Consider the following 22,053-nt stretch of genomic DNA (forward strand, 5'->3'; position numbering starts at 1 on the left):
CCAGGTGCTGGTACGCGTTCGGGAGCGGTCCTCGTGTGGTCACACGATCGTCTGCGGTAGGCGGGCCGGCTCAGGAATCCGACTCGTCCCTGCCCGACTCGCCGCGTGGCCCGGAACGTATCGTGCTTCGCACGACAGTCTCCTTGAAAGCCGCCGCGGCGCGTCCTGTCAGGACAAACCTGCGCGGGCGGTCGTCGGCGTGGGTGAACTGGACCACACCGTCACGCCGGCCAAGGCTGATGTTGGTGAACATGTACCCGATCCGAACGGGTCCTGGTTCCCGGCCCGTCAGCCGAGCCGAGACGGCGTCGGCCACACCCCGGCCCATGGGCAGGGCCGACTGACAGGACATGCGGCTCGGTGCCCCGCTCACCGACACCGCTGCGGCTGCGTCGCCGACGGCGTACACCTCAGGGTGCGAGACCGAGCGCAGGGTGGCGTCGACGAGCATCCGGCCGCTCTCATCCGTGGCGAAGCCTCCCGCGCGGGCCAGCTCCGGCGCACGGAACCCGGTGGTCCACACAACGGCGTCAGCGTCGAACGACGTGCCATCGCGGGTGTCCAAGCCGTTCTCCCGCACCGTCGCGACGACACTCTTCGGATGAACCGAGACGCCCAGCCGGTCCAGAGCGCACCGCAGGTGGGTCCGGGCTCGCGGCGCGAGCCCGGACCCGACGCCATCGGTACCGGTGTACAGCCGGACTCGCAGCTCGGGATAGCTCTCGGCCAGCTCCGAGGCGGTTTCCAGGCCGGTCAGCCCGCCGCCGACCACCGCCACCGTGCCTCCGGACGCAATCTCGGCAGTCCTGTACCGCAGCCGCGTCGCCTGCTCAAGGTCGGCGACGGTGTAGGCGTGCTCGACCGCTCCGGGGACCTCGTCGAGCCGCCCCCGGCTGCCCACCGCGTACACCAGGGTGTCGTAGCCGATCGCTCCGGGCGCGACGTCCGTGCACACGGTCCGGCCAGTGGCGTCGATCGCGGTCACACGTGCGACGACCAGCTGGACCGGTGTGCCTCTGAGCTGTTGACGCAACGACGGCGCCGCCCATCGTTGCCCGGCGGCAAGCTGATGGAGCCGGACCCGTTCCACGAACCGGTCCGAGGCATTGACCAGCGTGATGGTGACATCGCTGCGGCGCAGCTTGCGGGCAAGGCGCTTGGCCGCAAGCAGACCGGCGTAACCGGCACCCACGACGACGAGGCGATGGCTCATGGCATGACTTCCTCTGGGAGTACGGGCGGCTTCGGTGCCACCTCGGACAATGGACCGCACATCGGTGTCAGGCTGCCGATCCGGCCACGGCGACCGCCCAGGCGATGTACAGGACGTTCACCACCAGCCGAGCCACCGCGCCGGCCGGCCGATCCAGAAGCCGGGGCCGGTGTGGGCGCGCGCGGCGCAGCGCGTCCACGTGGGACACCAGGTAGCAGGTGATCAGGACGGCGGCGGCCCAGCTGCCGGCCGACCGGGTGCGCGGAACCAGCACCAGCGCACCCAATACGGCCTCCGCCGCCCCCGTGACGGCCACGAGGAGCTGTTCCCGGCGCAGCCATGCGGGCACCAGCCTGCGGAAGTAGCCGGGAACCACGAAGTGCATGACCCCCGTTCCGACCAGGAACACCGCCAACCCGATGGAAGCGATAGCGTGCATGGCACGATGATCCGTTCACCTCGCGCCTGGGCGCTTGAACAAAACGATCGCCGCATCGTCTTCGTCTCCGGCACCGAGGCGACGATGTTCGCCGAATCCCGCCCGTTCCGTGTCACCCCACACCGGCTGCCCGCGTGGAAGACCGTGCTGCCGATCGGCGGTCACGCCGAACTCCTCCAGTCGGGACGGCCACTGGAGACGGCGCCCGGGCTGATCGTTCCGCCCCAGCTGGCCCACAGCTGTACGGCGACCTCGCCCTACATCGCCCTGTTCGTCGACTCCTGGCTGCTGCCCTCCTGCCCAGCACCGGTACGGCTCGATGCCGGCGAGGTCCGCCGCCTGCTCGCCGCGCTCGGCACCACCGATTCCGACGGCCCCGGCACCGGTGTGGACCTGGCCGCCGGATACACCGAGCTGCGGGCACTCGCCGGGTGCCCGGCCCGGCTCGATCCGAGAGTCGCCCACGCCGTCGACCTGTGCACGTTGCGCGATCCGGATGTGCCCATCACCGCCATCGCCAACGAGGTCGGCCTGTCGGCCCCACGGCTGCGCGCCCTGGTCCGGCAGGACGTGGGCATTGCGCTTGCCCGCCTGCGCCGGTGGGGCCGGCTCCGCACCGCGATCGCCGACCTGCCGGATTCGACCGCCGCCCTCGCCGCAGCCACCGCAGGCTTCGCCGACCAGGCCCACCTCACCCGTACCGCGCGGGACTTCATCGGGCGCACGCCTGCCTCTCTGCGACGCGCTGAAGCGTAACGCGCCCTTGCCGGCCCGACATGTCCCGCCCTCTGAGACACCCGGTGGCCCCGGCCCTCCCCTGCACTCGACTGCCTTCAGCAGGGGCCGTACGGCTGTACCTGACTGGCCGCATTCAGGTGTACGCCGACACCCTCTCGCTCGCGTGCCGACTGAAGCGTTGACGGGCCGGCTGAAGCGACCTCCCCGGACACACCGCCGGCGTTCGGAATGACTCGTCCAGGTGTTGCGGGCCATGAGGCTGGTGGCGCCGCTCGTCGGTGTTGACCTTCGAGTTGGTCGAAGCTCGATGATGGCGAGGTGCCAAATTCTGAGCTGATGCCGATCGGGGTCTTCGCCCAACGCAGTGGTCTGACCTCCAGCGCGTTGCGGTTCTACGCCGACTCCGGGCTGCTGCCCCCTGCCGAAGTCGACCCGGTCTCGGGATACCGCTACTACGGCGCCGACCAGGTGGCGCGGGCGACCGTGCTGCGTCAGCTTCGTGAGATTGCCATGCCCCTCGCTGCTGTCCAGGCTGTCCTTGACGCCGGGGCTGACGAGGGGGCCCGGCTGCTTGACGAACATGTCGCGAAGGTGGTTGGCGACGCAGCGGCGGCGCAGCACAAGGCTGCTGTCATCAAGTCCGTGCTCGGCGACGGGCCGGGGCTTCCGATTGCGGTACTGAAGGGCCCTGTGCTGGCGGACGCGGTCGAGCAGATCCTGACCGCGTCCGCACGTGAGCCGGGGATGCCGGTGCTCGCCGGCCTGCGCATCGAGGCGAGTCATGAGGCGGTCACCCTGACCGCGACTGACCGGTACCGGCTCTCCACCCGAACACTGGTGCCGGCTGAACCACCGAGGCAGACGTGGGCCGGCACGGTCGATGGCGACGAGCTGCGGGCCGCGGTCGCCGAGATCCGCCGCAGCGCGCTGGTGCGGCTCGAAGCCGTGCCGCACGGCATCTGGCTCCGCGTGGCAGGCCGGGAGGACCGGTATTGCCGGTTGCTGTCCGAGGAATTCCCCGACTGTCGGCTGGTGCTCGGGTCACTGGGCGAGGTCACCACCCGTGTGACGGTCCCGAAGGAGTTGTTCCTGCGAGCCCTGGAAGAACACCCCGGCGAGCGCATCGCGTTGCACATCACCGACCACCGCATACACGTTCGGTCAGCGGACGACGAACACCCCGGCCTCCCGCTCCCGGCCACCGCGACGGGGCGGACCCTCCGGATCTGGTTCGAACTGACCACGCTCTACCCCGCCGTGAGTACCGCGATCGGCCCCGACGTGATGCTCGACCTGAGGGGATACGACCAGCCCGTCACGATCCGCTCCGCCGACCGAGGCGATCTCACCACCCTGGCCATGCCCGTCAAGTCCGGCCGCCCCGCCTGAGAAACCTGAGAAGGACGACGAGGAACACTCCATGACCACCGCGCCCGCCGGCACCGACCCGACCATGGAAGCCATCGGCCAAGCCGTCACCGAAGGCCGAGCCGGTGACATCGCTGCCGCCCGCCGCGGACTCCTGGACCTGTGGTCCGCGGTCGGCGTCACCGGCGACCCGCTGCACCGCTGCTCCCTCGCTCACTACCTGGCAGATCTCTACGAAGATCCCGCCCAGGCCCTCGTCTGGGACATCCGGGCTCTGGACGCTGCCGACGCCGTGACCCAACAGCGCGTCCAGGAGCACCACGCCGGCCTGCACATCGCCGGCTTCTACCCCTCCCTGCACCTCAACCTTGCCGACAACTACCGCCGACTCGGCTCCTTCGAAGCCGCCGCCGAGCACATCAATGCGGCCAAAGCGCACGCCCCCCACCTTCCTCGGAATCCCTACGGTGACCTTCTTCGTGGCGCCATCCAGGAGGTCGCCGAGGCCATCGCCGGGCGGGACCACGCACCACGAGCCTCTGCACCCGGCTCCCCCGCGTGACGCACAAAGACGCACCTCTCGCCGCGAAGGGGCGGGTGCGGTAGGCGGAGGCGACCACACCCGCCGCGCGAGCGGCAGGGCGAGCCGGGCTGGACGACACACTTCGGAGATGCCTGCTGTTCGACGTCGGCGGCGGCCGACCGATCGGCGTATCCGGGAAGGCTGGTGAAGGTCCGCCACGAGCCCGGGCTTTCGCACGATGCAAGTCTCAGAGGAGGGCTCGCCCCGCTCTTGAGCGAGAACGGGTTCTGGGAGTCGAGCCGAGATCGACAGGGGTCCGGCGGCTCGTTGTCGGTCTTGCTCGGCGAAGGACCGTTTGTGAGAGGTCAGAAGCGGAGCTGTTGCTACTGCCAACCAGTGCGAGGTCGGTGAGGTCCGTGAGTTCGCGGGAGCCGACAACTGTTCAGCCCGACCCCGAGGGTGGGTTGCCCTGCTTCTGGGGGAATGGATCCGCGGGCCCGCGGTCAACTCACCGAGGGCTTGGGGTGCGAGCCCTTTGCCCGGGCTGCTTCAGGTCTGCGAGGAGGCCGTCGAGGGCCTTGCGGAACTCCGACGGCGGACCCCGCGCCGGACTTCCGGGGCGCAAGGCGATCTACGGTGACCTTGAATCGGTCCACGATATCGTCTCGACCGGCCGGTCCGAGGCGGACAACGACATGCCCCAGCCGTCGATGAAGTCGTTCCACCCGAAAGTCTCCGGTGCTCGGCCCTACGCCAACGCCCTGGAGCACGCCCCGCAGCGGCTGAAGGACTTGCACCACCCTGCGGTCACCGACCTGCGAAGAGCAAGGATTCCCGCCATGCAGTACATACGACCTGCCAAAGCCGCCCTCACCGTCGCCACCGCCACCGCGGCCTGCCACTCCCTCATGTCCGCCGGCTACACCTGGGCCCACGAAAGTAGAGCCACAGACGGGCACACGATGTTCTCCGGCGCCTTCGAGTTCTTACTCACCACAGCCGCTTCCTGGGCTCTCATGCCCCTCCTGCTGTGGGCCGGCATGTGGATAATGCGGGAGACCGGCAACGCCGTGCTCGTGCTCGTCGGTGGGCTGGTCTGGGTAGGGGTCTCCGGGTACTACATCGACGACATCGACCACGCGGGCGGGCACATACCGATCCTCGTCCTCGTCGCATACGTTCTTCTCGGTACAGGGCTGGCCGGGGCCGACTCAGGCCGCCGCTGAGGCTCACACGTCAAGGAAGCCAAGGAAACCCCACCATCCGGCCCATGGTCAGGTCTGGCGGGCAGGCGACCGTGAGCGGTGCAGCCCTCTCCAGCCACGGCCGACGAGCTGTCCTTGTCGTCGTACACGCGAACAGCCTGGCAATCTTGTTGTTCCCCCACGAGCGTGGTGTGCAGAGCGTTCGGCTCGCAGCGCCATGGGCTCGTCACACGATCTGGGGCTGGGCCGCCAGCGACGAGATCATGAAGGAGCCGACCGAGCGGGATCTGGGGTTGCAGCCTGCTCCGGGCCCTCCTCCCCCCGCGCGGCGATCAGCGGTCCCAGTAGCCGCGTGCCCGGCCCCACCCGCCCGCCGGGGCCGGGCAGTTGCGTCGTGTCGCCCACCGTGAGCGGCTCCCGGCAGGCGTCGCAGGCCACGACCGGCCTGGCCAGGTGCCCGCAGGCGTCGTGGCGGATCCGGGCGGGCGGCCCCTCGGGTCCCGCGTACCACTTGTCGCCCCAGGCCATCAGTGCCAGGAGGACGGGGTAGAGCTCCCGGCCCTTCTCCGTGGCCACGTACTCCTCGCGTGGCGGGGCGGTCTGGTACCGCTTGCGTGTCAGTACGCCCCCCTCCACCAGCCGGGCCAGCCGCGCGGCGAGAGTCTTGCGGGACAGGCCGAGGTCCTCCGCCAGCTCGTCGAAGCGGCGGATGCCGACGAGAATGTCGCGCATGATCAGGGCCGTCCAGGCGTCGCCGAACAGATCGGTCGCGCGGGCGATCGAGCACGCGACGCCGGAGAGGGGGGTACGGGTCACGAGCCCATCGTATCGCCGCCAGGTTCCCTCAGGGAACTCAAGGATGCTAGGTTTACTCAGGGAACCTGATCCGACATGTCGAGGGAGCCTGCCATGGCCACCGCCCCGCACATCGCACTCGACACGGTGGGCCCCACGGCCGTCGACGGCCGCAACATCCGGGCCCTGACCTTTCAGTCCGTACGCCTTGAGTACCTGCGGCACGTGCTCCCGGCGGCGGGCCTCGCGGCGGCCGGCAGCCGGGCGCTCGTCGTCGGCAGCGGGCGCGGCCTTCTGGCCCGCGGCCTCGCCCGGCTCGGTTTCGAGGTCGTTGCCGCCGACCCGTCCCCCGCCGCGACGGCCCTCGCCCTGGATGCGGACGACGGGCTTGGCATCACGTACCTGACGACGCCCGCGGAGGAACTCGACCTGCCGGGCGACTCCTTCGACCTCCTGTACTGCGCCGACACCCTCGAGGTCACCGAACGGCCGGACGCAGTCGTCGCGGAGGCGGCGCGCGTGCTGCGTCCCGGCGGTGCCTTCGTCTACGACACGGTGAACCGCACTCTCCTGTCCCGCCTCATCTACCTCGGTGCTTTCCAAGCCTTCCCGGGCACACGGATCATGCCCCGCGGCCGCTACGCCGCACACCGGCTGCGCCGTCCAGCGGAGCTCGCCGAGGCCTTCGGCCGGGCGGGGCTGTCCGCGAAAGACGTCTCGGCGTTCAAGCCGCGCAACGTACGCAGCCTGGTGCGCGCGACGCGCGGGCGCAGGCGTGGCACGCTGGCCGACGAGCAGTTGCCGGAGCTGGTCGACATGGTGCTCGAACCGGAGGGCAGCCCGGCGGTGACGTATCTGGGGTACGCGGTCCTCCGGGCGTAAGTGTCGGGGCCGACCGGACCTGAGCGGTGTTGCACCAGCCGGCCGAAGGTCCGCTCGATCACCCACCGCTTCAAAAGCGGTCGGAGTTGCGGCCGTGGGTCCGGTGGCCCTTGTCCTGTAACAGGTCGTGGGCCTTTTGGGTGGTGCCGTCCGCTTCCCACTTGGCGTAGTAGTCGTAGACGGTCCTGCACGGCGGGAAGCCGTGCGGCGAGTACTCCCACGGAATGCCGGTGCGGCTGACGTGGAGGATCGCGCTGCCGATCTCCCGCAAGATCGGCTCGATCAGCGCGCAGGGGCGTCGGAGACATCACTGCGGTACGGGCGGCGGGCGTTCACGCCTCGCCCAGCGAACGCCAACTCCAGCAGTCATAAGATCATCCCGAACTACCCACTACACCGGCCAGATGCCCTCTTACTGGTTCGGGGCGGCGGCGCTGATGTCGGCCAGGGCGGAGGCGGTGTCACGTTCGACGGCCAGGTCGCCCAGGGACACGATGCCCACCGGCAGGCCGTCCTCCACGACGGGCAGGCGCCGCACCGCGTGCTCGCGCATCAAGGAGACAGCCCGGTCCAGGCCGTCGTCGGGCGAGACCGTGATCAACTCGTCGCTGCAGGCGTCGGCCGCGCTGTAGTCGGCGATGTCGCCCTCCCGCGCCATGATCCGCACTGCCAGGTCCCGGTCGGTGACCAGACCCCTCAGCTCGTCGCCCTCGGCAACCAGCACCGCGCCGATGCCCTCGTCGCGCATCACCCGGGCGACCTCCGCCACCGAGGTCCGCGGCCCCACGACGAAGGGCACAGCGGTCATCACTTCACGCACTTTCCTGGCCATCGCCGATCTCCAACCGTGTGCGGGCGTCGTCATCACGCCGCCTGACGGCCGCGCGACCTGGCTGTACCCCGCAACCCGCTCACCCCACGCCCCCACGTCCCGCTTTGCGCTCCGATGGCCCCGCGCAGCTCACCTCCTCGCCGGGGCCCACCTACTTGCCGGGGCCCACTCGCAGAATCTGGCCGCAATAGCGCATTCCTCGCGTATAGGCCACCCGGGGCGTGTACCGAAGTGCCACGCACGAACCGTGAGAGAGAAAGCGGTCGGCGATGCTGATGCGTACCGATCCGGTCCGGGGCTCGACCGGCTCACCCAGCAGCTCCTGGGCACAACGGCCCGGTCGGCGGCCATGCCGATGTACGCCTGCCGTCACGAAGGAGCCGTGCCGGCCCACCTGGATCTGCATCGAGAACAGCCGCGGCAGCAGCCGGGCCGAGGAAAACACCGACTGAACACGACGCAGAACGCCGAACCGGATGCAGGTCAGCGGGGGTCGCCGTAGGAGGCTGCCTCCATCGCCCCGAGGAGCAGCTGGAACTCCGCATCGTTCACGGCGTGGCTGATCCGCCCGATCTGCACCGGGCACCGGTTCACCAGCGACGCGGCGAACTCCAGCACCGCCGCCTGACTCCTGGAGACCCCGCGCGACCATCCCGGGGTCTTCAGGAGGTGGCCGACACCGTCCCAGTCGACCATGGGACACCGGCCGGAGTGGTCGATCAGTGGATGATCGGCCACGGCCGCGAGTTCCTTGTCGTCGCTCAGGCGCCGCAGCCAGTAGCCGTCGCCGTGAGCACCCAGCAACTTCGTCGCCGCCCGCATCGGCTCGTTCACCACCCCCTCCAGCAAGCTCTCGGCAAGCTCCTCACCCGTCGTCTTGTCACTGGCCACAGTCACCGGCATCTCCATCCATCGCGCAGCGAAGCCACCGAAAAGCGGCTCACGGCTTCACTGTGCGCGGCAGCACCGGCCAGTCTGTGACGAACACGCCGGACGATCCGCCGGACACCACCTCCGTATGCAGAAAGACGTATGCAGAAAGAGGAGGACGAAGCCGCAGACCTCTGCGCAACGCTGCTGGAGCCATCACCCGGGTTGCCGACGCAGGCGACGCCCGCACGGCGGGGACGATGCGCGACGAGGCCGCCAAGGGCGCCTCCTGGAAACACGGAACCCCCACCGATCGCAGCGCCCGCTGACGGCACGGCACAGGCCGGACCTGATGGACGGCTGCCTCGACGACACCGGTTTTCCCCTGACCGCCGGCCACCAGCTGGCGTACAACCGCATGCCCGCCGGCCTCGCCCACGCTCGCGGCATGTCGGTGGACCTGAAGAACGACTTGCCGCACATCCCCGAGCTGGTCACGAGCTTCGACTTCGCGGTGAACGAGGAGTGCGCGCAGTACGACGACTGCGCGCACCCGCTCCCTTCGTCAAGACCTGCAAGGCGGTCCTGCACGTCGAATACGCCGTCCCGGTCGGCGGCCTCTGCGAGCGGAGGGATCCAGAGAGCTCGGCCTCAGCGCGATGCGCAGGAAGCTGGGCCCCGGAGCGTGGTGCAAGCCGTGCTGGCGGGCACCGGCATCCGCCCCGGACGGGCGGTTACGGCTACGCGCCGGCGTCGTGCAGGACACGCAGCCGTGTGCGAAGCGACTCCTGGCCGGCCGTACCCGCCTGGACGTCCTGGGCCCGGTCCATGGCGGACCACCCGCTGCCGCCTTCCGCGTTCACCTGCTCACGCACGTCCGTCAACACGAAACAGGCGAACAGCTTCTCCTCGTCGGCCACGGAGAGTACCTCCTCGTCTCCGCGCTCGACCTCGACACGGGAGGCGGCCTCGATCACAGCCGAGGAGAACGGGACCTCCAGCCGGTCGTCACCACTGACGGCGCCCCGCAGCGGAACAAAGACATCACCTGGCGCCGAGCCGCCGCGAACGCGCACCCACTCCGGCCTGCCGGTGGTGTCGTCCAGCAGGACATGGACCACGTCCCCGACCTTGCGCCCGTCGACGGCGAAGACTGGCTGACCGGCCAGGTTCGCGAGCTGCTCCTGGGAAATCACCGCTGCTCCTCAATTGTCCTGCCGCGACCTGTCCTGGAGCGCATTGCCCGCACCGGCGCGCCCAAACGGCCCGGTGACCAGGTTTTCATCGGCTTCCGCGGCGCTGTTGCGATCGGTGAAAGGTCACGGCGTCCCGTACGCCTTGGTGCGTTGCGGTCCGGGACAGCTGCCGAGGCGTCGGCGATCCGGTGACCGTCCCCGCCGCGGTGTTGGAACGGCACCGTTTCCTGTCTTCGTCCCGGCGGTGGTGGATCAGGGCATCAGGGTGTCCAGGAGCGAGGTGGTGAGGACACGGTGCGGATCGAGGCGGTTGAGCGTGTCGCGTGCGTCGTCCCAGCCGGGGCCGCCGCCGATCCGGTGGCTCGTTGGGATCGTCCGGGTGAGGATGTCGGGCGCGGCCCAGGCGGCGGTGTCGGTGTAGGCCCAGCCCTTGGACCATTCCACACGCACGGTGACACGGTCGCCGTCGAGGGTGTCGAACAGGAAACGCTCGATGTCCCGGCAGAAACTGTGCAGACCGGGGGTCGCCGGATCGGTCAGTACGTCGAACCATACGGCGGTGTCGAAGTCGGGCCTGTCGGGACGGGCACGCACAGCCGACAGCAGGGGTGGCTGCGCGCCGGGGACCATGCACACCGCCGGGTCGTCGATCCCGGTGACCCTGATTTCCACCTGTCCGTTGAGGGGGTAGAGGCCCCGGGAGGCGTAGTCCTCGAGAAGGCCGCTGTAGTGGCCTGTGACCTGGTGCACCACCCACTGCACGTCCTCGCGTCGGGTGAGAAGGGCGTAGCCGTTGGCGGTCTCGCGCAGTGTGGTGGGCCTGATGTAGAGGAGCAGGTCACGGGAGGCGCCCCACAGGTCCGAGCGCAGTCCGCCGGCCAGCAGATGGGTGAGGACGTCGGCGGTCAGCAGGTCGCGGATCACGCTGGGCGAGGTGAGGACGTCGGTGATGTCGCCGGTCAGCCCGATCTTGGCGATGAGGTACTGCAGTTGGCCCAGCAGCGGTGTGCTCGCCCAGGCTCCGGCGAAGACCTGGCCGGCGAGGCGGGCGACGGGTTCGGGAACGTTGTCGGAGAAAGGGTAGTTGTAGGGTTCCCGCACGGCCCGTGAGGCCAGGGGGCGGTTCGGGCTGACGCTCCACGTCTTGAGCCAGGGCCGGTCGGTGAAGGCGAACCAGATGGCCTCCACCCGGCCGGTGTCGTCGAGGAACCCGGACAGCGTCCGCGCCGCCGGAACACCTGAATCCGGTGCGGCGAACAGGTCCCGGGCCGGTATGTCGAGGTAGGAGCGGCAGCGCAGGTTCTGGTCCTGTCCCACCCGCAGGACGGCCTCGACGACGAAGGCGCGTCCCAGGTGGGTGAGCAGGGCCGCGCAGTCCGGGTCGGCGCGGCTGTAGGCGCGTGTCACGTACGCGCCGGCGGTGTCGTCCCAGACCACGGCGGTCATCTCCGTGACCAGGTTGCTGAGTGACCCGAAGCCCTTGCCGACGGTCGGTGTCTCCTTCGCGGCGGGTACGGCGGTGCCGTGCGCGCCGATGGCCAGTGCCCCGCCGACCGACAGGTCTCCTGGCGCCGGACAGGCCGTCACCCCCAGGCGCTGCCCGCCGAGGAACTCCAGCAGGTCCTCCATGAGCGCGCCGGCCTGTACACGTACGGCGGCCGAACCGTCCGATGCCACCGGCCCCAGCGACATCGCCGTCAGATGCAGGGTGGTGTCGACCAGTACCACTCGTGCGTCACCCGGCGTGCCGTCCGCGACGACCAGCGGGGCCCAGCCGTGCCGTTGGCCCACCGCGCGCACCTTCCAGCCCTGCTCCCGAGCCCAGTTGCAGACATCGGCCACCTCCTGCCCGGTGCGGGGGGAACAGGTCCACAACTGGTCGCTGCGGATCTCTCCGGCCCAGTTCTCGAAAACGCGCCGGTAGATGTCCACGTGCTGCGGGAATCCGGCGGGTAACACCGCACCGGCGGCCTGCGCCTGCCCCGGCCGCACCAGCTCCGCCACACTCCAGCCCCCCACTGCCGCAGCCGCCGCGGCGGCCAGCGCCCGCCGCCTCGACCAGTCCCGCTCGACGGGACGCGCCTCATCGGACATGACGGTTCCTCCACCCTGTGATCGGTCGCCCCGGCAGTATGTACAGACTCCGCCGACCTCGGTAGCACATGTGAACTGCGCTCACTCTTTCGAATGACATGCACCGGAAACCCGGCTTCTCACGCATCAGCCTGCGGCGGATGCCGTTGGCCACCCCATCAACGCGCAACCGGCCGGCTCTCCGGGATCCGGTCCCGTCTCGACGGCCTGCTCGGCCGTCTCCGCGCCCCCATGCCTGTGCCGGCTCCATGCGGCCCGATGCGGTTGCGCTGCTTCCGCGCGCCCGTGTCGAGTTCTTCACCCCAGGCGCCGGAGCCCGGCGATGCTGTCGGCGAGCGTGCGGACGCAGAACGCGAGGTGGTCCGGCCCGAAGCCCCGGGGACCGCACTCGATGACGAGCAGCAGGCCCAGGTAAACGTGGTAGAGGGCCAGCCGGTGTCTCAGGGCGGGGGTGAAGTCGAGTGTGCCACCGGCCTCCCTGTAGCCGGCGACGAGATCGCTGTCAGGGCCCGCGTCGCCGCCGAAGGCCAAGGAGACCAGCTCGGCGGCCGGGTCGCCCCAGAACGCCCGCTCGTGGTCGATGATTCCCGATACGCGGGTGGGAGAGCGATCGTCGCCGTGGTCGACGAAGACGTTTCCGGGCCACAGGTCGAAGTGGACCAACCGCGGTTCGGTGACCTCCTGCAGGGCGTACCGGGCTTCGGTCACCATCGCCCGTATGTCGTCCGGTGCCACGCCGAGCGGTGACTTCCAGCGTTCGGCGTCGTCCAGAAGCGCCTCCACCATGGCGGTGAACGCCGAGTACCAGTCGGATGCGGACAGCCCGGACTCCGCGGCCGGGTATCCGAACCGGCCGTCTTCCGGGACGAGAGTGTGCAGACGCGCGGTGATGGCCCCGAGTTCGCGGCGCAGCGCCCTCTGCGCCCGGGGAGACAGATGATCGGCGGCCTTGTCCCAGGGGGTGCCTTCCAGGACGGAGAGAGCGAGGAACTCCTCCCCCGCGCACAGCAGGGCGGGCGTGGGCACGCCACCGTCCGAGAGGGCCGTGATCCGCCGGTAGACCATGGCCTCCGTGGCCATGATGCCGCGCTCGTAGCGCAGAACGGCGGTACCGGCCGACGGGGCGAGTTTGACGATGGCGGGCCTGCCGTCGTCGAGCAGGACCCGGTACGCGGTGTTGAACCAGCCGTCGGTCAACTCGTACTCCAGGGAGCACCCGATGCCCGCGGACGTACGCAGGACGGTGTCGAGCTCTCCTGAGGTAAGACGGCGCTTGGTCCTGCTCTGCATGAGGCACGCTTCCGAACGACGAGACGATGGGAGCGCTCCCATCATGCCGAGTGCCTGCCCTCTCGTCCAGCGTGCGATCGCCGGCGCACGGACCGGTTCCGCGGCGGTCCGGCGAGCCGCCCTTTGCCGGCGAGGGGGGACCGGCTCGCAACCGCCGCTCCCCGCCGTCCGGGGTCCTGCGCCGGGTGGTGCGGTTCGGCCGCCTGTCGGCCTGTTGTCGCCGCGGCGGAGCGGTGACCATGACGCAGACCGGGTGCAACGGCGGTTGCCGAGGAGAGCAGGGGTCGCGGTGGGCGGCAGCGCCGTGGGGACGGGCCGCCGCAACTGCCGGGTGGAGGCCGTGGATTGCGGCAGAGCCCTGCAGCCGGCGTCACCGCCCTCGCGCCCCCGTGGGTGCGATCGGCTCGGCCGGCGCGGGTCACCGACGCTCAGGCTTCTCCGGTAGGCCGTCGGCCTCGCCACCGCGAACCGGCCGGAGGCGGCACGGTACGGACGCTTGTCAGCGCCCCAGGGCTGCCAGGGTCGCCCGTACCTGCTCCAGTGGGTCGTCACCGACCGGGCGGAGCACCACGGTGTCGGCGCCGGCCTCCCACAGGGACTGGACACGGGCGGCGGCGGACCGAGGGGTCCCCGAGGCGAGGAAGACGTCTTCGGGCGGGACCCCGAGCCAGTCGGAGTACTCGGCGAGGACGGGGGCCGTCGCCGCGGTGACCCGGGCCGCGTCGCCCTCCGAGACGCAGAGGTGGGTGAAGACGGTCAGCTGGTGGGTCGTGGGGGCGGTGGGCGAGGATGCCCGGCCCGCCTCGATGTGGGTGAGGGCGGCACGGACGGCCGCCGGGCCCTGCCCCTCGGCCATGACCGTACCGTCGGCGCAACGGCCTGAGAGTTCCAGGGAACGGGGGCGTACGACGCCGGTGACGACAGGCGGGGGTTCGGCCGGAGGGTGGACCAAGCGCACACCGTCGATACGGACGGTGCGCCCGTCGACGTGCGCGGTCCGGCCTCGCAGCAGCGTGCGCACCGCGGTGACGGTCTCCTCGAGCAGCGCCAGCCCGGCCGGGTTCGCCGCCCCGACCTGGGCCATCCACGCGGGAACGCCATGACCGATGCCCGCGACGAGGCGGCCGGGGAAGACCCGCGCCAGCGTGGCGAGTTCCATGGCGAGCAGGGCGGGGTTGCGCAGCGGCGCGGGCATGATGCCGATGCCGACCCGCAGCCGGTCGGTCGCGGTCAGCGCGAGGGTCGCGGAGGAGACGGCCCCCGCCCAGGCGAGATCCTCCACGACCCAGAGGTCGTCCGCGCCGAGACTCTCCACCTCGCGTGCGAAGTCCCTCAGCTCTTCCGGCCGCTGGTCCCTGTCGAACATCACACCGATTCGGCTCATCGGAGCAGTATCGTCAGCCGCTCGGAAGCGGATCAAGCGATTTTCGGCCCGGCGGGCCGGCATGGTCGGCGGCCACGCCCCAGGCCCTCCATCCGGGGCAGGGGCTCACGGCCGGAGTCGGAGGACCGCCACCGCGCCCGGCGTTCCCGGAGTGGGTCCCGGGTCGCCGTGGAGTCGGACGGCGCGTCCGGAGCCCGGTGCCGGCGACGGCTGAAGTCCGGGCCGGTGGGGCCGCTCCTGGCCGGCTGGGCGCGTTCGCGCATGGCGACCCTCGCGGCCGCTTCCTGCTGCCCGTGGATACGTCGATACGTCGCGCCTCCGGGCGTCTCGCCCCGCCTGGAGGTGCGACGGGCCGGTGACGACAGACGACAGAGGCGCTGCCCAGGGCGCCGGCCACCGACAGCACAAACCCACCCACCCGGCCGCCACTGTCACCCGTCGACCCGCGGCTCCCGCCGAGGAGTTCGTCCTGGCTGAACCTGGTGGAGCCGTGGCTCTCCGGGCTCACGCAGAAGAAACTCAAGCGAACGCGTGCTCATGCCCGGAGCCCGTCCCTGGTGGTCGGTCACACGAAGACGGTGGGAGCGGAAGGGAGTCAGGCCCGGGCGGCCGCCGCCACGATCGCGGCCGCCGCCGAGGCCGCCGCCAGCACCGGTTCCGGGGAGCGGTCGGCACGGCCGAGCATGAAAGCGCCCTCCAGCAGGGCTATCACCGAGCTCGCCGTGGTCCGGGGAGAACCGATACCGCAGGAGGCGTAGTAACCGGCCAGAGCCTCGATCCAGGAGGCGAAGACCTCGGACGTCGCCAGCCGCAGCCCCTCGTGCGTGCTCGCCACCTCCAGGGCCACGGTGGCGATGGGGCACGGATCGGCGAAGTCCAGGGACTCCAGGGTGGCGGCCGCGCCGCGGAAGGCCTCGCGGGTGGCCCGCACCGGGTCGGGATCCCGGCCGAACAAGTCGCCGATCAAGGCCAGGTAGGCCGCCCCGGAGGTTCGGACCACCTCCTCGCCCAGTTGCACCTTGCCGCCCGGGAAGAAGTGGTAGGCGGATCCGTACGGCGCCCGGGCCGTCGCCACGATCTGCTTCATCCCGGTGGCCGCGTACCCCTGGCGCCGGAAGAGCTCGGTCGCGGCGGCCAGAATGCGGGCTCTGGTGTCGCTTGTCGTCGTCATGGCGGCTAGCCTCTCACTAGACTGGTCTATCAAGTGGATCGGCAACGGGGGTCACGCATGCCTGCCATCGAACTCACCTCGGGCGTCATCGACTACATCGACACGGGCACGGGCCCCGGTGACACGCGGGAAACGGTCGTCCTCGTCCACGGCGTCGCATTCGACGAGTCCCTCTGGCAGCCGGTGGTGGAGGACCTTTGCGCGGACTTCCGCGTCGTCGTCCCCGTCCTTCCCCTCGGCAGCCACCGACGCCCCGTGCGCCCCGGTACCGACCTCTCCGCCCACGGGGTCGCCGCGCTGCTCGCCGAGTTCCTGGACCGCCTCGACCTGCGCGCGGTCACCCTCGTCCAGAACGACGCCGGTACCGCCCAGCTCCTCGTGGGTACCCACGACAAGCGCGTCGGCCGTCTGGTGCTCACCTCCTGCGAGGCCCTCGACAATTACCCGCCGGGCACCCAGGGCCGGATCCTGCAGGCCGCGATCCACGTCCCGGGCGGGCTGTTCCTGCTCCTGCAGTCCTTCCGCTCGCCCTTCCTCGCCGGGATGCGGAGTTCACTGGGCGGCATGGCCAAGTACCCGATCCCCTACAAACTCGTCCGCCGCTGGTACGGTCCGCTGCTGACCGGCCCCGGCGTCCGCCGCGACTTCGCCGCGTTCCTGCGCAGCACCCGCAAGGGCACCTACCTGCGGGCCGCCGAGCGCCTGCGTACGTTCGACCGCCCGGCCCTCGTCGCCTGGGGCGCGGAGGACCGCATGATGCCGCCCGAGACCGGTCGCCGGCTCGCCGAACTGCTGCCGCACGGCCGGTACGTGGAGATCCCCGACTCCCGCACGCTGATCCCGCTGGACAATCCCGGGGGCCTGTGCGCCGCTCTGCGCCGGTTCATCGCGGACACTCCTTGCTGATCGTTTCAGAATGAGACCCGGAGTCGTCTCAGCTCGAAAGGACCAGTCAGCGGCTCAGCCGGCCCCAGGCCGTGTCCCTGACTGATGCTGTCCCGGAAGGCGCGCACGCGGAACCGCACGACGCACTGAAGAGCAGAAGGCACACGGTGGAACTGATCAGCCTCTCCGATGGCGACAACAGCTTCCGGGTACGTGTGCTGGGGCGTCGGTCGCCGGGTACTTTGCATCTCCACGACCGGCTCGACGCAGAGGTCCTCGTCGCAAGCAGCTTCGTCAGCGGTCGGCTCGACATGTCCTTGACCCCTTCGGATCTGGAGGACTGGTCTCGGGCTCTCGACTTGCTCGCCGCTGGTCAGGAGATCTGCTGGAAGGACGATGACCACAGCCCCGCAATCAGGATCCAGCCGTACAACGAAGAGCATGAGACTCCCGCTGTCCGTGTAGAGGATCTGAGCAGTTCGTGCGTCCGCGTGTTCCTTCCCCTGTGCCTCGAAGAGGGATGGATCGACGAGCAGCGGAGGCTGCTCGGCCTGGTGCGGAAGGAGTGGCCGAGCGAGGTACTGGAGTCCTCGCCGGGTGTCTATGAGTGGCGGCGCTGAGCTCCTGCCAGCGGCGGAACCCGCGCGGGTGGGCGAGGGGCCAGGTGCTGGACGGCGGCGTCCCAGTCCTTCACCAGACCGATGGCGGAGGCGTTCGGTGCGGGTAGGTCTTCGCCGCAGGCGGTGGCGACTCCGTCCCCGAGGCGCCGGCCGGAGCAGGTCCGGAGGATTCCGGTGAACGGCCGGACGTGGCGGCCGTGAAGGGCGGTGGGCTCCGGCGGGCACTGGGCGTCTGGCGTCGTGGCCGGGCAGCAGATCGAGCGGCCGGCCGGTCACACAGCCGATGAGGACGGTGCCGCAGCGCTGTCCGCGACGGGTGGCGAAGTCGCCGGCGGCGCGGCGGTCATCGAGGCGTTGCGGCGGTCACGTGATGCCGGGGCGCCCCGGGCCTGCCGGGCCTGCTTACCCGGAAGTCACATTGGTCTATACCTTGACACGATCACATCAACCACGCTTGAGTGGGCGCACAGCCCCCCACCGCGGCCGGGCCCGGAGAGCAACTGACGCTCCGGGCCGGCCCGTTGTGCTCAGAGGAGTGATCGAGTGCTGAGAAACCGCCTCCTGGCCCTGTTGACGGCGATCCTCGTCGCCACCGGCTTCGCCGTGGTGCTGACGCCCTCCGCGTCCGCGGCCTCCCCCTGCGACACCGCGCCCAACTGGCAGCAGGGCGCCTGGTACACCACTGGCAACGTTGTCAGGTACAACGGTGCGTACTACGTGGCCGAGCACGACAACCCGGGCTACGACCCGACCGTCAGCACCTGGTACTGGGACCCGTACAACTGCGGTGGCGGGGGCGGCACCCCGTCACCGTCCGGCTTCGTGGTCAGCGAGTCGCAGTTCAACCAGATGTTCCCGAACCGGAATCCGTTCTACACGTACAGCGGTCTCACCGCCGCCCTCAGCGCCTACCCCGGCTTCGCCAACACGGGCAGCGACACGGTGAAGAAGCAGGAAGCTGCGGCGTTCCTCGCGAACGTCAGCCATGAGACCGGCGGCCTGGTGCACATCGTCGAGCAGAACACGGCCAACTACCCGCACTACTGCGACTGGAGCCAGCCGTACGGCTGTCCGGCCGGCCAGGCGGCGTACTACGGCCGCGGACCGATCCAGCTCAGCTGGAACTTCAACTACAAGGCGGCGGGCGACGCGCTCGGCATCGACCTGCTGAACAACCCCTGGCGTGTGCAGAACGAGGCGGCCGTGGCCTGGAAGACGGGCCTTTGGTACTGGAACACCCAGAACGGCCCGGGCACGATGACCGGCCACAACGCCATGGTCAACCAGGCCGGATTCGGCCACACGATCCGCTCCATCAACGGATCGCTGGAGTGCGACGGCAAGAACCCCGCGCAGGTCCAGAGCCGGGTCGGCAAGTACCAGCAGTTCGCCCAGATCCTGGGCGTGCCCACCGGCTCGAACCTCTACTGCTGAAACCGGGCCGCCCCTGAACGGGCCGCGGACCGGGGAGACACCGTCCCCCGGTCCGCGGCCGCACCATCTCACACGGTCCGCAGGCAACCCGCAAGATCCTGTCCCCGTCTTCCGGGACCGAGAGGCACCCGGGCGAACCGGGCGCCCCGATCACGGAGTTGAGGAGGGGACCGTTGATACGTGCCCGGAGGACATGGGCCACCGCGATAGCGGCGCTCACGGTGGTGGGGATGTCGCCCGCGGTGGCGCAAGCCCGGCAGCCACCCGACGTCCGGACCGCCACTGCGACGAACATCAACGACCGTGATCTGCCGCCCGGCTGGCGGATCACCCAGGGCGGCGGGGGCAGCGCGCTGGAGTGGCGCTCACCGCGTCCGGTGCCTGCGGGCGACGCGCGCGTGGAGTTCCACGCCGGTGGCAAGCTGGTCGGCGCCCCCCGGCCGGACAACGACGGCCGGACCTTCCGGCTGCCCCTCGACGACGCGCGCACAGCAGACCTGACCGGCCTCCAGGTGCTGGCGGCCGGCCGTCGTCTGGACCAGGGGGCCGACGCCGCCTCCGACGCCCGCGGCCGGCGTTCCGCGCAACCGCCCGCCCCGAACCCACCGGCCGTCCCGGCGGGCTCCGTCGACCCCGGCAGACCCGGCACGTACCGTACGACCACCGGCGAGTACACGCTCGACCCGGTCCGCCTGCCCGGATTCCCGGCACCGGTCGAGATGCGTGGCGTCGTCGTCGCGCCGAAGGACGCCCCCGGCAAACGGCCGGTCGCGCTGTTCCTGCACGGCCGGCACTCCACCTGCTACGTCCCCGGCAGCGACAAGGTGACCATCGACTGGCCCTGCGCCGGAGGCACCGAGCCGATCCCGAGCCACCGGGGCTATCTGCGCGACCAGAAGCTCCTGGCCTCCCAGGGCTATGTGACCGTGTCGGTCTCCGCCAACGGCGTCAACGGCCAGGACTGGAACGCGGAGGACGGCGGCGCACAGGCGCGTTCGTCGCTGGTGCGGACGCACCTGGCCCGCTGGGCCGACTGGGCCGCCAGGCCGGCCACGGCCCCGGCGGCCGTACGCAAGGCTCCGAAGACCGACCTGTCGCGCACCTTGCTCGTCGGCCACTCGCGCGGCGGCGAGGGCGTCAACCGCGCCGCCATGGACAGCCTCTACCCGCCCCCGGCCGGCCAGGACGGCTACCGCGGCAAGGTGCGCTGGCATGTCCGCGGTACCGTGCTCATCGGCCCGACGATCTTCGGCCAGAACCCGGTGCCGGACGTGCCGTCGCTGACGATCCTGCCGGGCTGCGACGGCGACGTCTCCGACCTGCAGGGACAGGTGTACGCCGACGGCACCCGCGGCGTCAGCCGGGGCAAGGCCCTGCACAGCTCGGTCTACATGGTCGGCGCCAACCACAACTACTTCAACAGCGAGTGGACTCCGGGCCGGGCCCAGGCGCCCGCCGACGACGACTTCTGGCACGACCCGGAGCAGCCGGACCCGGTGTGCTCGCCCGGGGCCGCCACCCGGCTGACCGCCGACCAGCAGCACCGGGCCGGCGCCACCTACATCGCCGCCGCCGCCCGGCTGTTCGTCGCCGGGGACGACCGGGTGCGCGAGCTGCTCGACGGCTCGGGCCGCCGGGCCCCCTCCGCCGACCCCGCGCGGGTGCTGACCCACGCGGTCGGCGCGAACCGCGGTGCCGGGTTCCTGCCGGACGGCTCCGTGCGGGTGACCGGCGGACGGCTGTGCTCCGCGATCGACCCCGACCCGCGCGCCGCCTGCCTCGGCACCTCGGCGGGCGGTTCCTCTCCGCACTTCGCGTACTGGCAGACAGAACGCGAGACCGGCCGCCGCGCCGTGGCGCTGCGCTGGACCGCACCGGGCTCGGCGGTGAAGGTGCGCCCCGGAAAGCCGCTCTCCGTCAAGGGCGCCAAGAGCCTCGCGCTGCGCGTCTTCGTGCCTGCGAACACCACCGGGACTCGGCTGGACGTGTCCGTCACCGACGCCGCCGGCAGGCGGGCGGACCTCGGCCGCGTCCGGGTGGACGGGCTGCCGGGCAGCGACCGTACCTCCTCCTACTGGGCGCGCGAGGTACGCGTACCGCTCACCGCGGCCACCCGCGCCGGTCTCGACCCGCGCCGGATCGCCTCCCTGGAGCTGACCCCGCGCACCGGCTCCGGACAGGCGTGGCTGATGGACGCCTGGGCGTGGAGCCCTGGCACCCCCGAGGTGCGCGAGGCCCCGCTGGTCCGTGTCGACATCGGCCGCCTGAAGGTCAAGGAGGGCGACTCCGGCGTCCGCACGTACCAGGTGCCCGTGCGGGTGTCCGGCAAGGGCAGCGGCACGGTACGGCTGTACGTCCTGGACCCGGTCACCGGCGCGGCAGAAGACCGCCTGGTGACGGTCCGGTCCGGCCGCAGCACCATCGACGTACGGGTGAAGGTGAAGGGCGACAAGCGGTACTCCTGGGACATGTCCCACGACGTGCTCGTCAAGGCGGTCCGGGGTTCGGTCGTCGGCTCGCACGCGGGTGGGGTCACCGCCGAGAACGACGACCCGGTGCCCGAGATCACTGTGGAACCGGTCGCCGGCAAGGTGACCGAGGGGCAGCCGCTGACGTGGCGGGTCTCCCTCTCCGCGCCCGCCGACGTGGAAATGACGAAGACGCTCCGGATCGTGCCCGTCCCGGACCGCTCCGAGCTGTCCACCAAGGACGTCGACCCGCAGTGGCTCCTGGACCTGACCGACGAGGTGCCCGACGGCGCAGTCCCGCTGTCCCGGCTGGACTACGCCTACCTGTGGGCATCGGTACCCGCCGGGCAGACCGGAGCGGAGGTGACCGTACCCACGATCCGCGACCAGGTGGCCGAGCAGACCGAGTACGTCGGCCTCCGGTCCACCGACGACGAGGGCGAGCCGCACGGCCCGCTCCTGACCGGCACGGTGCTCGACGCTTCGTAGCTCCGCGCCTCACGGCAGGGTGAGCCCGCACCACATCACCTTGCCCGGGTCGCGTTGGCCGGCACCCGTGCTCTTCTGCGTGTACGTCCGGCCGGGCAGCGTCGTGCCGACGCCCTCCGGGCCGCCGTACGTGACGAAGATCCTGCCCCCGGGCGCG

20 protein-coding genes and 1 pseudogene are annotated in these 22,053 nt (G+C 70.8%); 10 read left to right on the forward strand and 11 right to left on the reverse strand.

The window, feature by feature from the left end; translation table 11 throughout:
• Positions 1-70: 70 nt before the first annotated feature.
• Together ACWD0Y_RS15130 and ACWD0Y_RS15135 are read right to left on the reverse strand one after the other, a co-directional pair.
• Positions 71-1,213 carry an NAD(P)/FAD-dependent oxidoreductase gene (locus ACWD0Y_RS15130; protein ID WP_450260784.1) on the reverse strand — a complete coding sequence of 381 codons (1,143 nt, stop codon included), beginning with the start codon at positions 1,211-1,213 and terminating at the stop codon, positions 71-73.
• A 67-nt stretch (positions 1,214-1,280) separates the two neighbouring features.
• Positions 1,281-1,652, reverse strand: a complete 372-nt coding sequence (locus tag ACWD0Y_RS15135; RefSeq protein ID WP_450260785.1) for a hypothetical protein — start codon at positions 1,650-1,652, stop codon at positions 1,281-1,283.
• A 6-nt stretch (positions 1,653-1,658) separates the two neighbouring features.
• Here ACWD0Y_RS15135 and ACWD0Y_RS15140 point away from each other — a divergent pair, with 6 nt between their 5' ends.
• From ACWD0Y_RS15140 to ACWD0Y_RS15155, 4 genes are all read left to right on the forward strand, one after another.
• Entirely contained in the window at positions 1,659-2,408 is a 750-nt protein-coding gene (locus ACWD0Y_RS15140; RefSeq protein ID WP_450260786.1) for a helix-turn-helix domain-containing protein, read from the forward strand.
• A gap of 300 nt (positions 2,409-2,708) precedes the next feature.
• The gene (locus ACWD0Y_RS15145; protein ID WP_450260787.1) at positions 2,709-3,779 is read left to right on the forward strand and encodes a DNA polymerase III subunit beta family protein; all 1,071 of its coding nucleotides are present in this window, start codon (positions 2,709-2,711) and stop codon (positions 3,777-3,779) included.
• A 31-nt stretch (positions 3,780-3,810) separates the two neighbouring features.
• On the forward strand, positions 3,811-4,320 hold the full coding sequence (locus tag ACWD0Y_RS15150; RefSeq protein WP_450260788.1) for a hypothetical protein: 510 nt from the start codon (positions 3,811-3,813) through the stop codon (positions 4,318-4,320).
• Between the two features lie 539 nt (positions 4,321-4,859).
• The gene (locus ACWD0Y_RS15155; RefSeq protein ID WP_450260789.1) at positions 4,860-5,507 is read left to right on the forward strand and encodes a hypothetical protein; all 648 of its coding nucleotides are present in this window, start codon (positions 4,860-4,862) and stop codon (positions 5,505-5,507) included.
• Between the two features lie 240 nt (positions 5,508-5,747).
• On the opposite strand, the gene ACWD0Y_RS15160 is transcribed toward ACWD0Y_RS15155, so the two are convergent.
• Positions 5,748-6,302: a winged helix-turn-helix transcriptional regulator gene (locus ACWD0Y_RS15160; protein ID WP_450260790.1), complete on the reverse strand. Its 555-nt coding sequence runs from the start codon at positions 6,300-6,302 to the stop codon at positions 5,748-5,750.
• Between the two features lie 93 nt (positions 6,303-6,395).
• On the opposite strand from ACWD0Y_RS15160, the gene ACWD0Y_RS15165 reads away from it, so the two are divergent.
• Positions 6,396-7,163, forward strand: a complete 768-nt coding sequence (locus tag ACWD0Y_RS15165) for a class I SAM-dependent methyltransferase (RefSeq protein WP_450260791.1) — start codon at positions 6,396-6,398, stop codon at positions 7,161-7,163.
• 70 nt (positions 7,164-7,233) lie between these two features.
• Here the strand turns inward: ACWD0Y_RS15165 and ACWD0Y_RS15170 are convergent, their stop codons facing one another.
• The 3 genes from ACWD0Y_RS15170 to ACWD0Y_RS15180 form a co-directional block, all read right to left on the reverse strand.
• On the reverse strand, positions 7,234-7,434 hold the full coding sequence (locus ACWD0Y_RS15170) for a transposase (RefSeq protein ID WP_450260792.1): 201 nt from the start codon (positions 7,432-7,434) through the stop codon (positions 7,234-7,236).
• A 141-nt stretch (positions 7,435-7,575) separates the two neighbouring features.
• Positions 7,576-7,995 carry a CBS domain-containing protein gene (locus ACWD0Y_RS15175; RefSeq protein WP_450260793.1) on the reverse strand — a complete coding sequence of 140 codons (420 nt, stop codon included), beginning with the start codon at positions 7,993-7,995 and terminating at the stop codon, positions 7,576-7,578.
• Positions 7,996-8,478: 483 nt separating this feature from the next.
• A complete protein-coding gene (locus ACWD0Y_RS15180; protein ID WP_450260794.1) occupies positions 8,479-8,892 on the reverse strand; it encodes a hypothetical protein in 414 nt (137 codons plus the stop codon).
• Positions 8,893-9,217: 325 nt separating this feature from the next.
• Between ACWD0Y_RS15180 and ACWD0Y_RS15185 the strand changes: the two are divergent.
• Positions 9,218-9,358, forward strand: a pseudogene (locus ACWD0Y_RS15185) (endo alpha-1,4 polygalactosaminidase); the annotation flags it as partial.
• Positions 9,359-9,605: 247 nt separating this feature from the next.
• On the opposite strand, the gene ACWD0Y_RS15190 reads toward ACWD0Y_RS15185, so the two are convergent.
• The 5 genes from ACWD0Y_RS15190 to ACWD0Y_RS15210 all read right to left on the reverse strand — a co-directional run bounded on the left by ACWD0Y_RS15190 (position 9,606) and on the right by ACWD0Y_RS15210 (position 16,000).
• Complete coding sequence (locus ACWD0Y_RS15190; RefSeq protein ID WP_450260795.1) at positions 9,606-10,061, reverse strand: PRC-barrel domain-containing protein; 456 nt, start codon at positions 10,059-10,061, stop codon at positions 9,606-9,608.
• Between the two features lie 252 nt (positions 10,062-10,313).
• Positions 10,314-12,155 carry a cholesterol oxidase substrate-binding domain-containing protein gene (locus ACWD0Y_RS15195; protein ID WP_450260796.1) on the reverse strand — a complete coding sequence of 614 codons (1,842 nt, stop codon included), beginning with the start codon at positions 12,153-12,155 and terminating at the stop codon, positions 10,314-10,316.
• Positions 12,156-12,452: 297 nt separating this feature from the next.
• Entirely contained in the window at positions 12,453-13,445 is a 993-nt protein-coding gene (locus tag ACWD0Y_RS15200) for a phosphotransferase family protein (protein ID WP_450260797.1), read from the reverse strand.
• 499 nt (positions 13,446-13,944) lie between these two features.
• Positions 13,945-14,829: an LLM class flavin-dependent oxidoreductase gene (locus tag ACWD0Y_RS15205; protein WP_450260798.1), complete on the reverse strand. Its 885-nt coding sequence runs from the start codon at positions 14,827-14,829 to the stop codon at positions 13,945-13,947.
• A gap of 595 nt (positions 14,830-15,424) precedes the next feature.
• The gene (locus ACWD0Y_RS15210; protein WP_450260799.1) at positions 15,425-16,000 is read right to left on the reverse strand and encodes a TetR/AcrR family transcriptional regulator; all 576 of its coding nucleotides are present in this window, start codon (positions 15,998-16,000) and stop codon (positions 15,425-15,427) included.
• Between the two features lie 57 nt (positions 16,001-16,057).
• Here ACWD0Y_RS15210 and ACWD0Y_RS15215 point away from each other — a divergent pair, with 57 nt between their 5' ends.
• The 4 genes from ACWD0Y_RS15215 to ACWD0Y_RS15230 all read left to right on the forward strand — a co-directional run bounded on the left by ACWD0Y_RS15215 (position 16,058) and on the right by ACWD0Y_RS15230 (position 21,896).
• Entirely contained in the window at positions 16,058-16,906 is an 849-nt protein-coding gene (locus tag ACWD0Y_RS15215; protein WP_450260800.1) for an alpha/beta fold hydrolase, read from the forward strand.
• A 146-nt stretch (positions 16,907-17,052) separates the two neighbouring features.
• Positions 17,053-17,505, forward strand: a complete 453-nt coding sequence (locus ACWD0Y_RS15220) for a DUF5959 family protein (RefSeq protein ID WP_450260801.1) — start codon at positions 17,053-17,055, stop codon at positions 17,503-17,505.
• Positions 17,506-18,051: 546 nt separating this feature from the next.
• The gene (locus ACWD0Y_RS15225) at positions 18,052-18,939 is read left to right on the forward strand and encodes a glycoside hydrolase family 19 protein (protein WP_450260807.1); all 888 of its coding nucleotides are present in this window, start codon (positions 18,052-18,054) and stop codon (positions 18,937-18,939) included.
• Between the two features lie 173 nt (positions 18,940-19,112).
• Complete coding sequence (locus ACWD0Y_RS15230; protein WP_450260802.1) at positions 19,113-21,896, forward strand: hypothetical protein; 2,784 nt, start codon at positions 19,113-19,115, stop codon at positions 21,894-21,896.
• The last annotated feature ends 157 nt before the right edge of the window (positions 21,897-22,053 follow it).

The sequence above is a fragment of the Streptomyces altiplanensis genome, from assembly GCF_053591575.1.

Excerpts from the sequence above, each read along its gene's own strand:
- ACWD0Y_RS15130 (WP_450260784.1), bottom strand. The coding sequence starts at position 1,213 with ATGAGCCATCGCCTCGTCGTCGTGGGTGCCGGTTACGCCGGTCTGCTT.
- ACWD0Y_RS15175 (WP_450260793.1), bottom strand. The coding sequence starts at position 7,995 with ATGGCCAGGAAAGTGCGTGAAGTGATGACCGCTGTGCCCTTCGTCGTG.
- ACWD0Y_RS15210 (WP_450260799.1), bottom strand. The coding sequence starts at position 16,000 with ATGACGACGACAAGCGACACCAGAGCCCGCATTCTGGCCGCCGCGACC.
- ACWD0Y_RS15150 (WP_450260788.1), top strand. The coding sequence starts at position 3,811 with ATGACCACCGCGCCCGCCGGCACCGACCCGACCATGGAAGCCATCGGC.
- ACWD0Y_RS15195 (WP_450260796.1), bottom strand. The coding sequence starts at position 12,155 with ATGTCCGATGAGGCGCGTCCCGTCGAGCGGGACTGGTCGAGGCGGCGG.
- ACWD0Y_RS15205 (WP_450260798.1), bottom strand. The coding sequence starts at position 14,829 with ATGAGCCGAATCGGTGTGATGTTCGACAGGGACCAGCGGCCGGAAGAG.
- ACWD0Y_RS15165 (WP_450260791.1), top strand. The coding sequence starts at position 6,396 with ATGGCCACCGCCCCGCACATCGCACTCGACACGGTGGGCCCCACGGCC.
- ACWD0Y_RS15140 (WP_450260786.1), top strand. The coding sequence starts at position 1,659 with ATGATCCGTTCACCTCGCGCCTGGGCGCTTGAACAAAACGATCGCCGC.
- ACWD0Y_RS15135 (WP_450260785.1), bottom strand. The coding sequence starts at position 1,652 with ATGCACGCTATCGCTTCCATCGGGTTGGCGGTGTTCCTGGTCGGAACG.
- ACWD0Y_RS15215 (WP_450260800.1), top strand. The coding sequence starts at position 16,058 with ATGCCTGCCATCGAACTCACCTCGGGCGTCATCGACTACATCGACACG.
- ACWD0Y_RS15200 (WP_450260797.1), bottom strand. The coding sequence starts at position 13,445 with ATGCAGAGCAGGACCAAGCGCCGTCTTACCTCAGGAGAGCTCGACACC.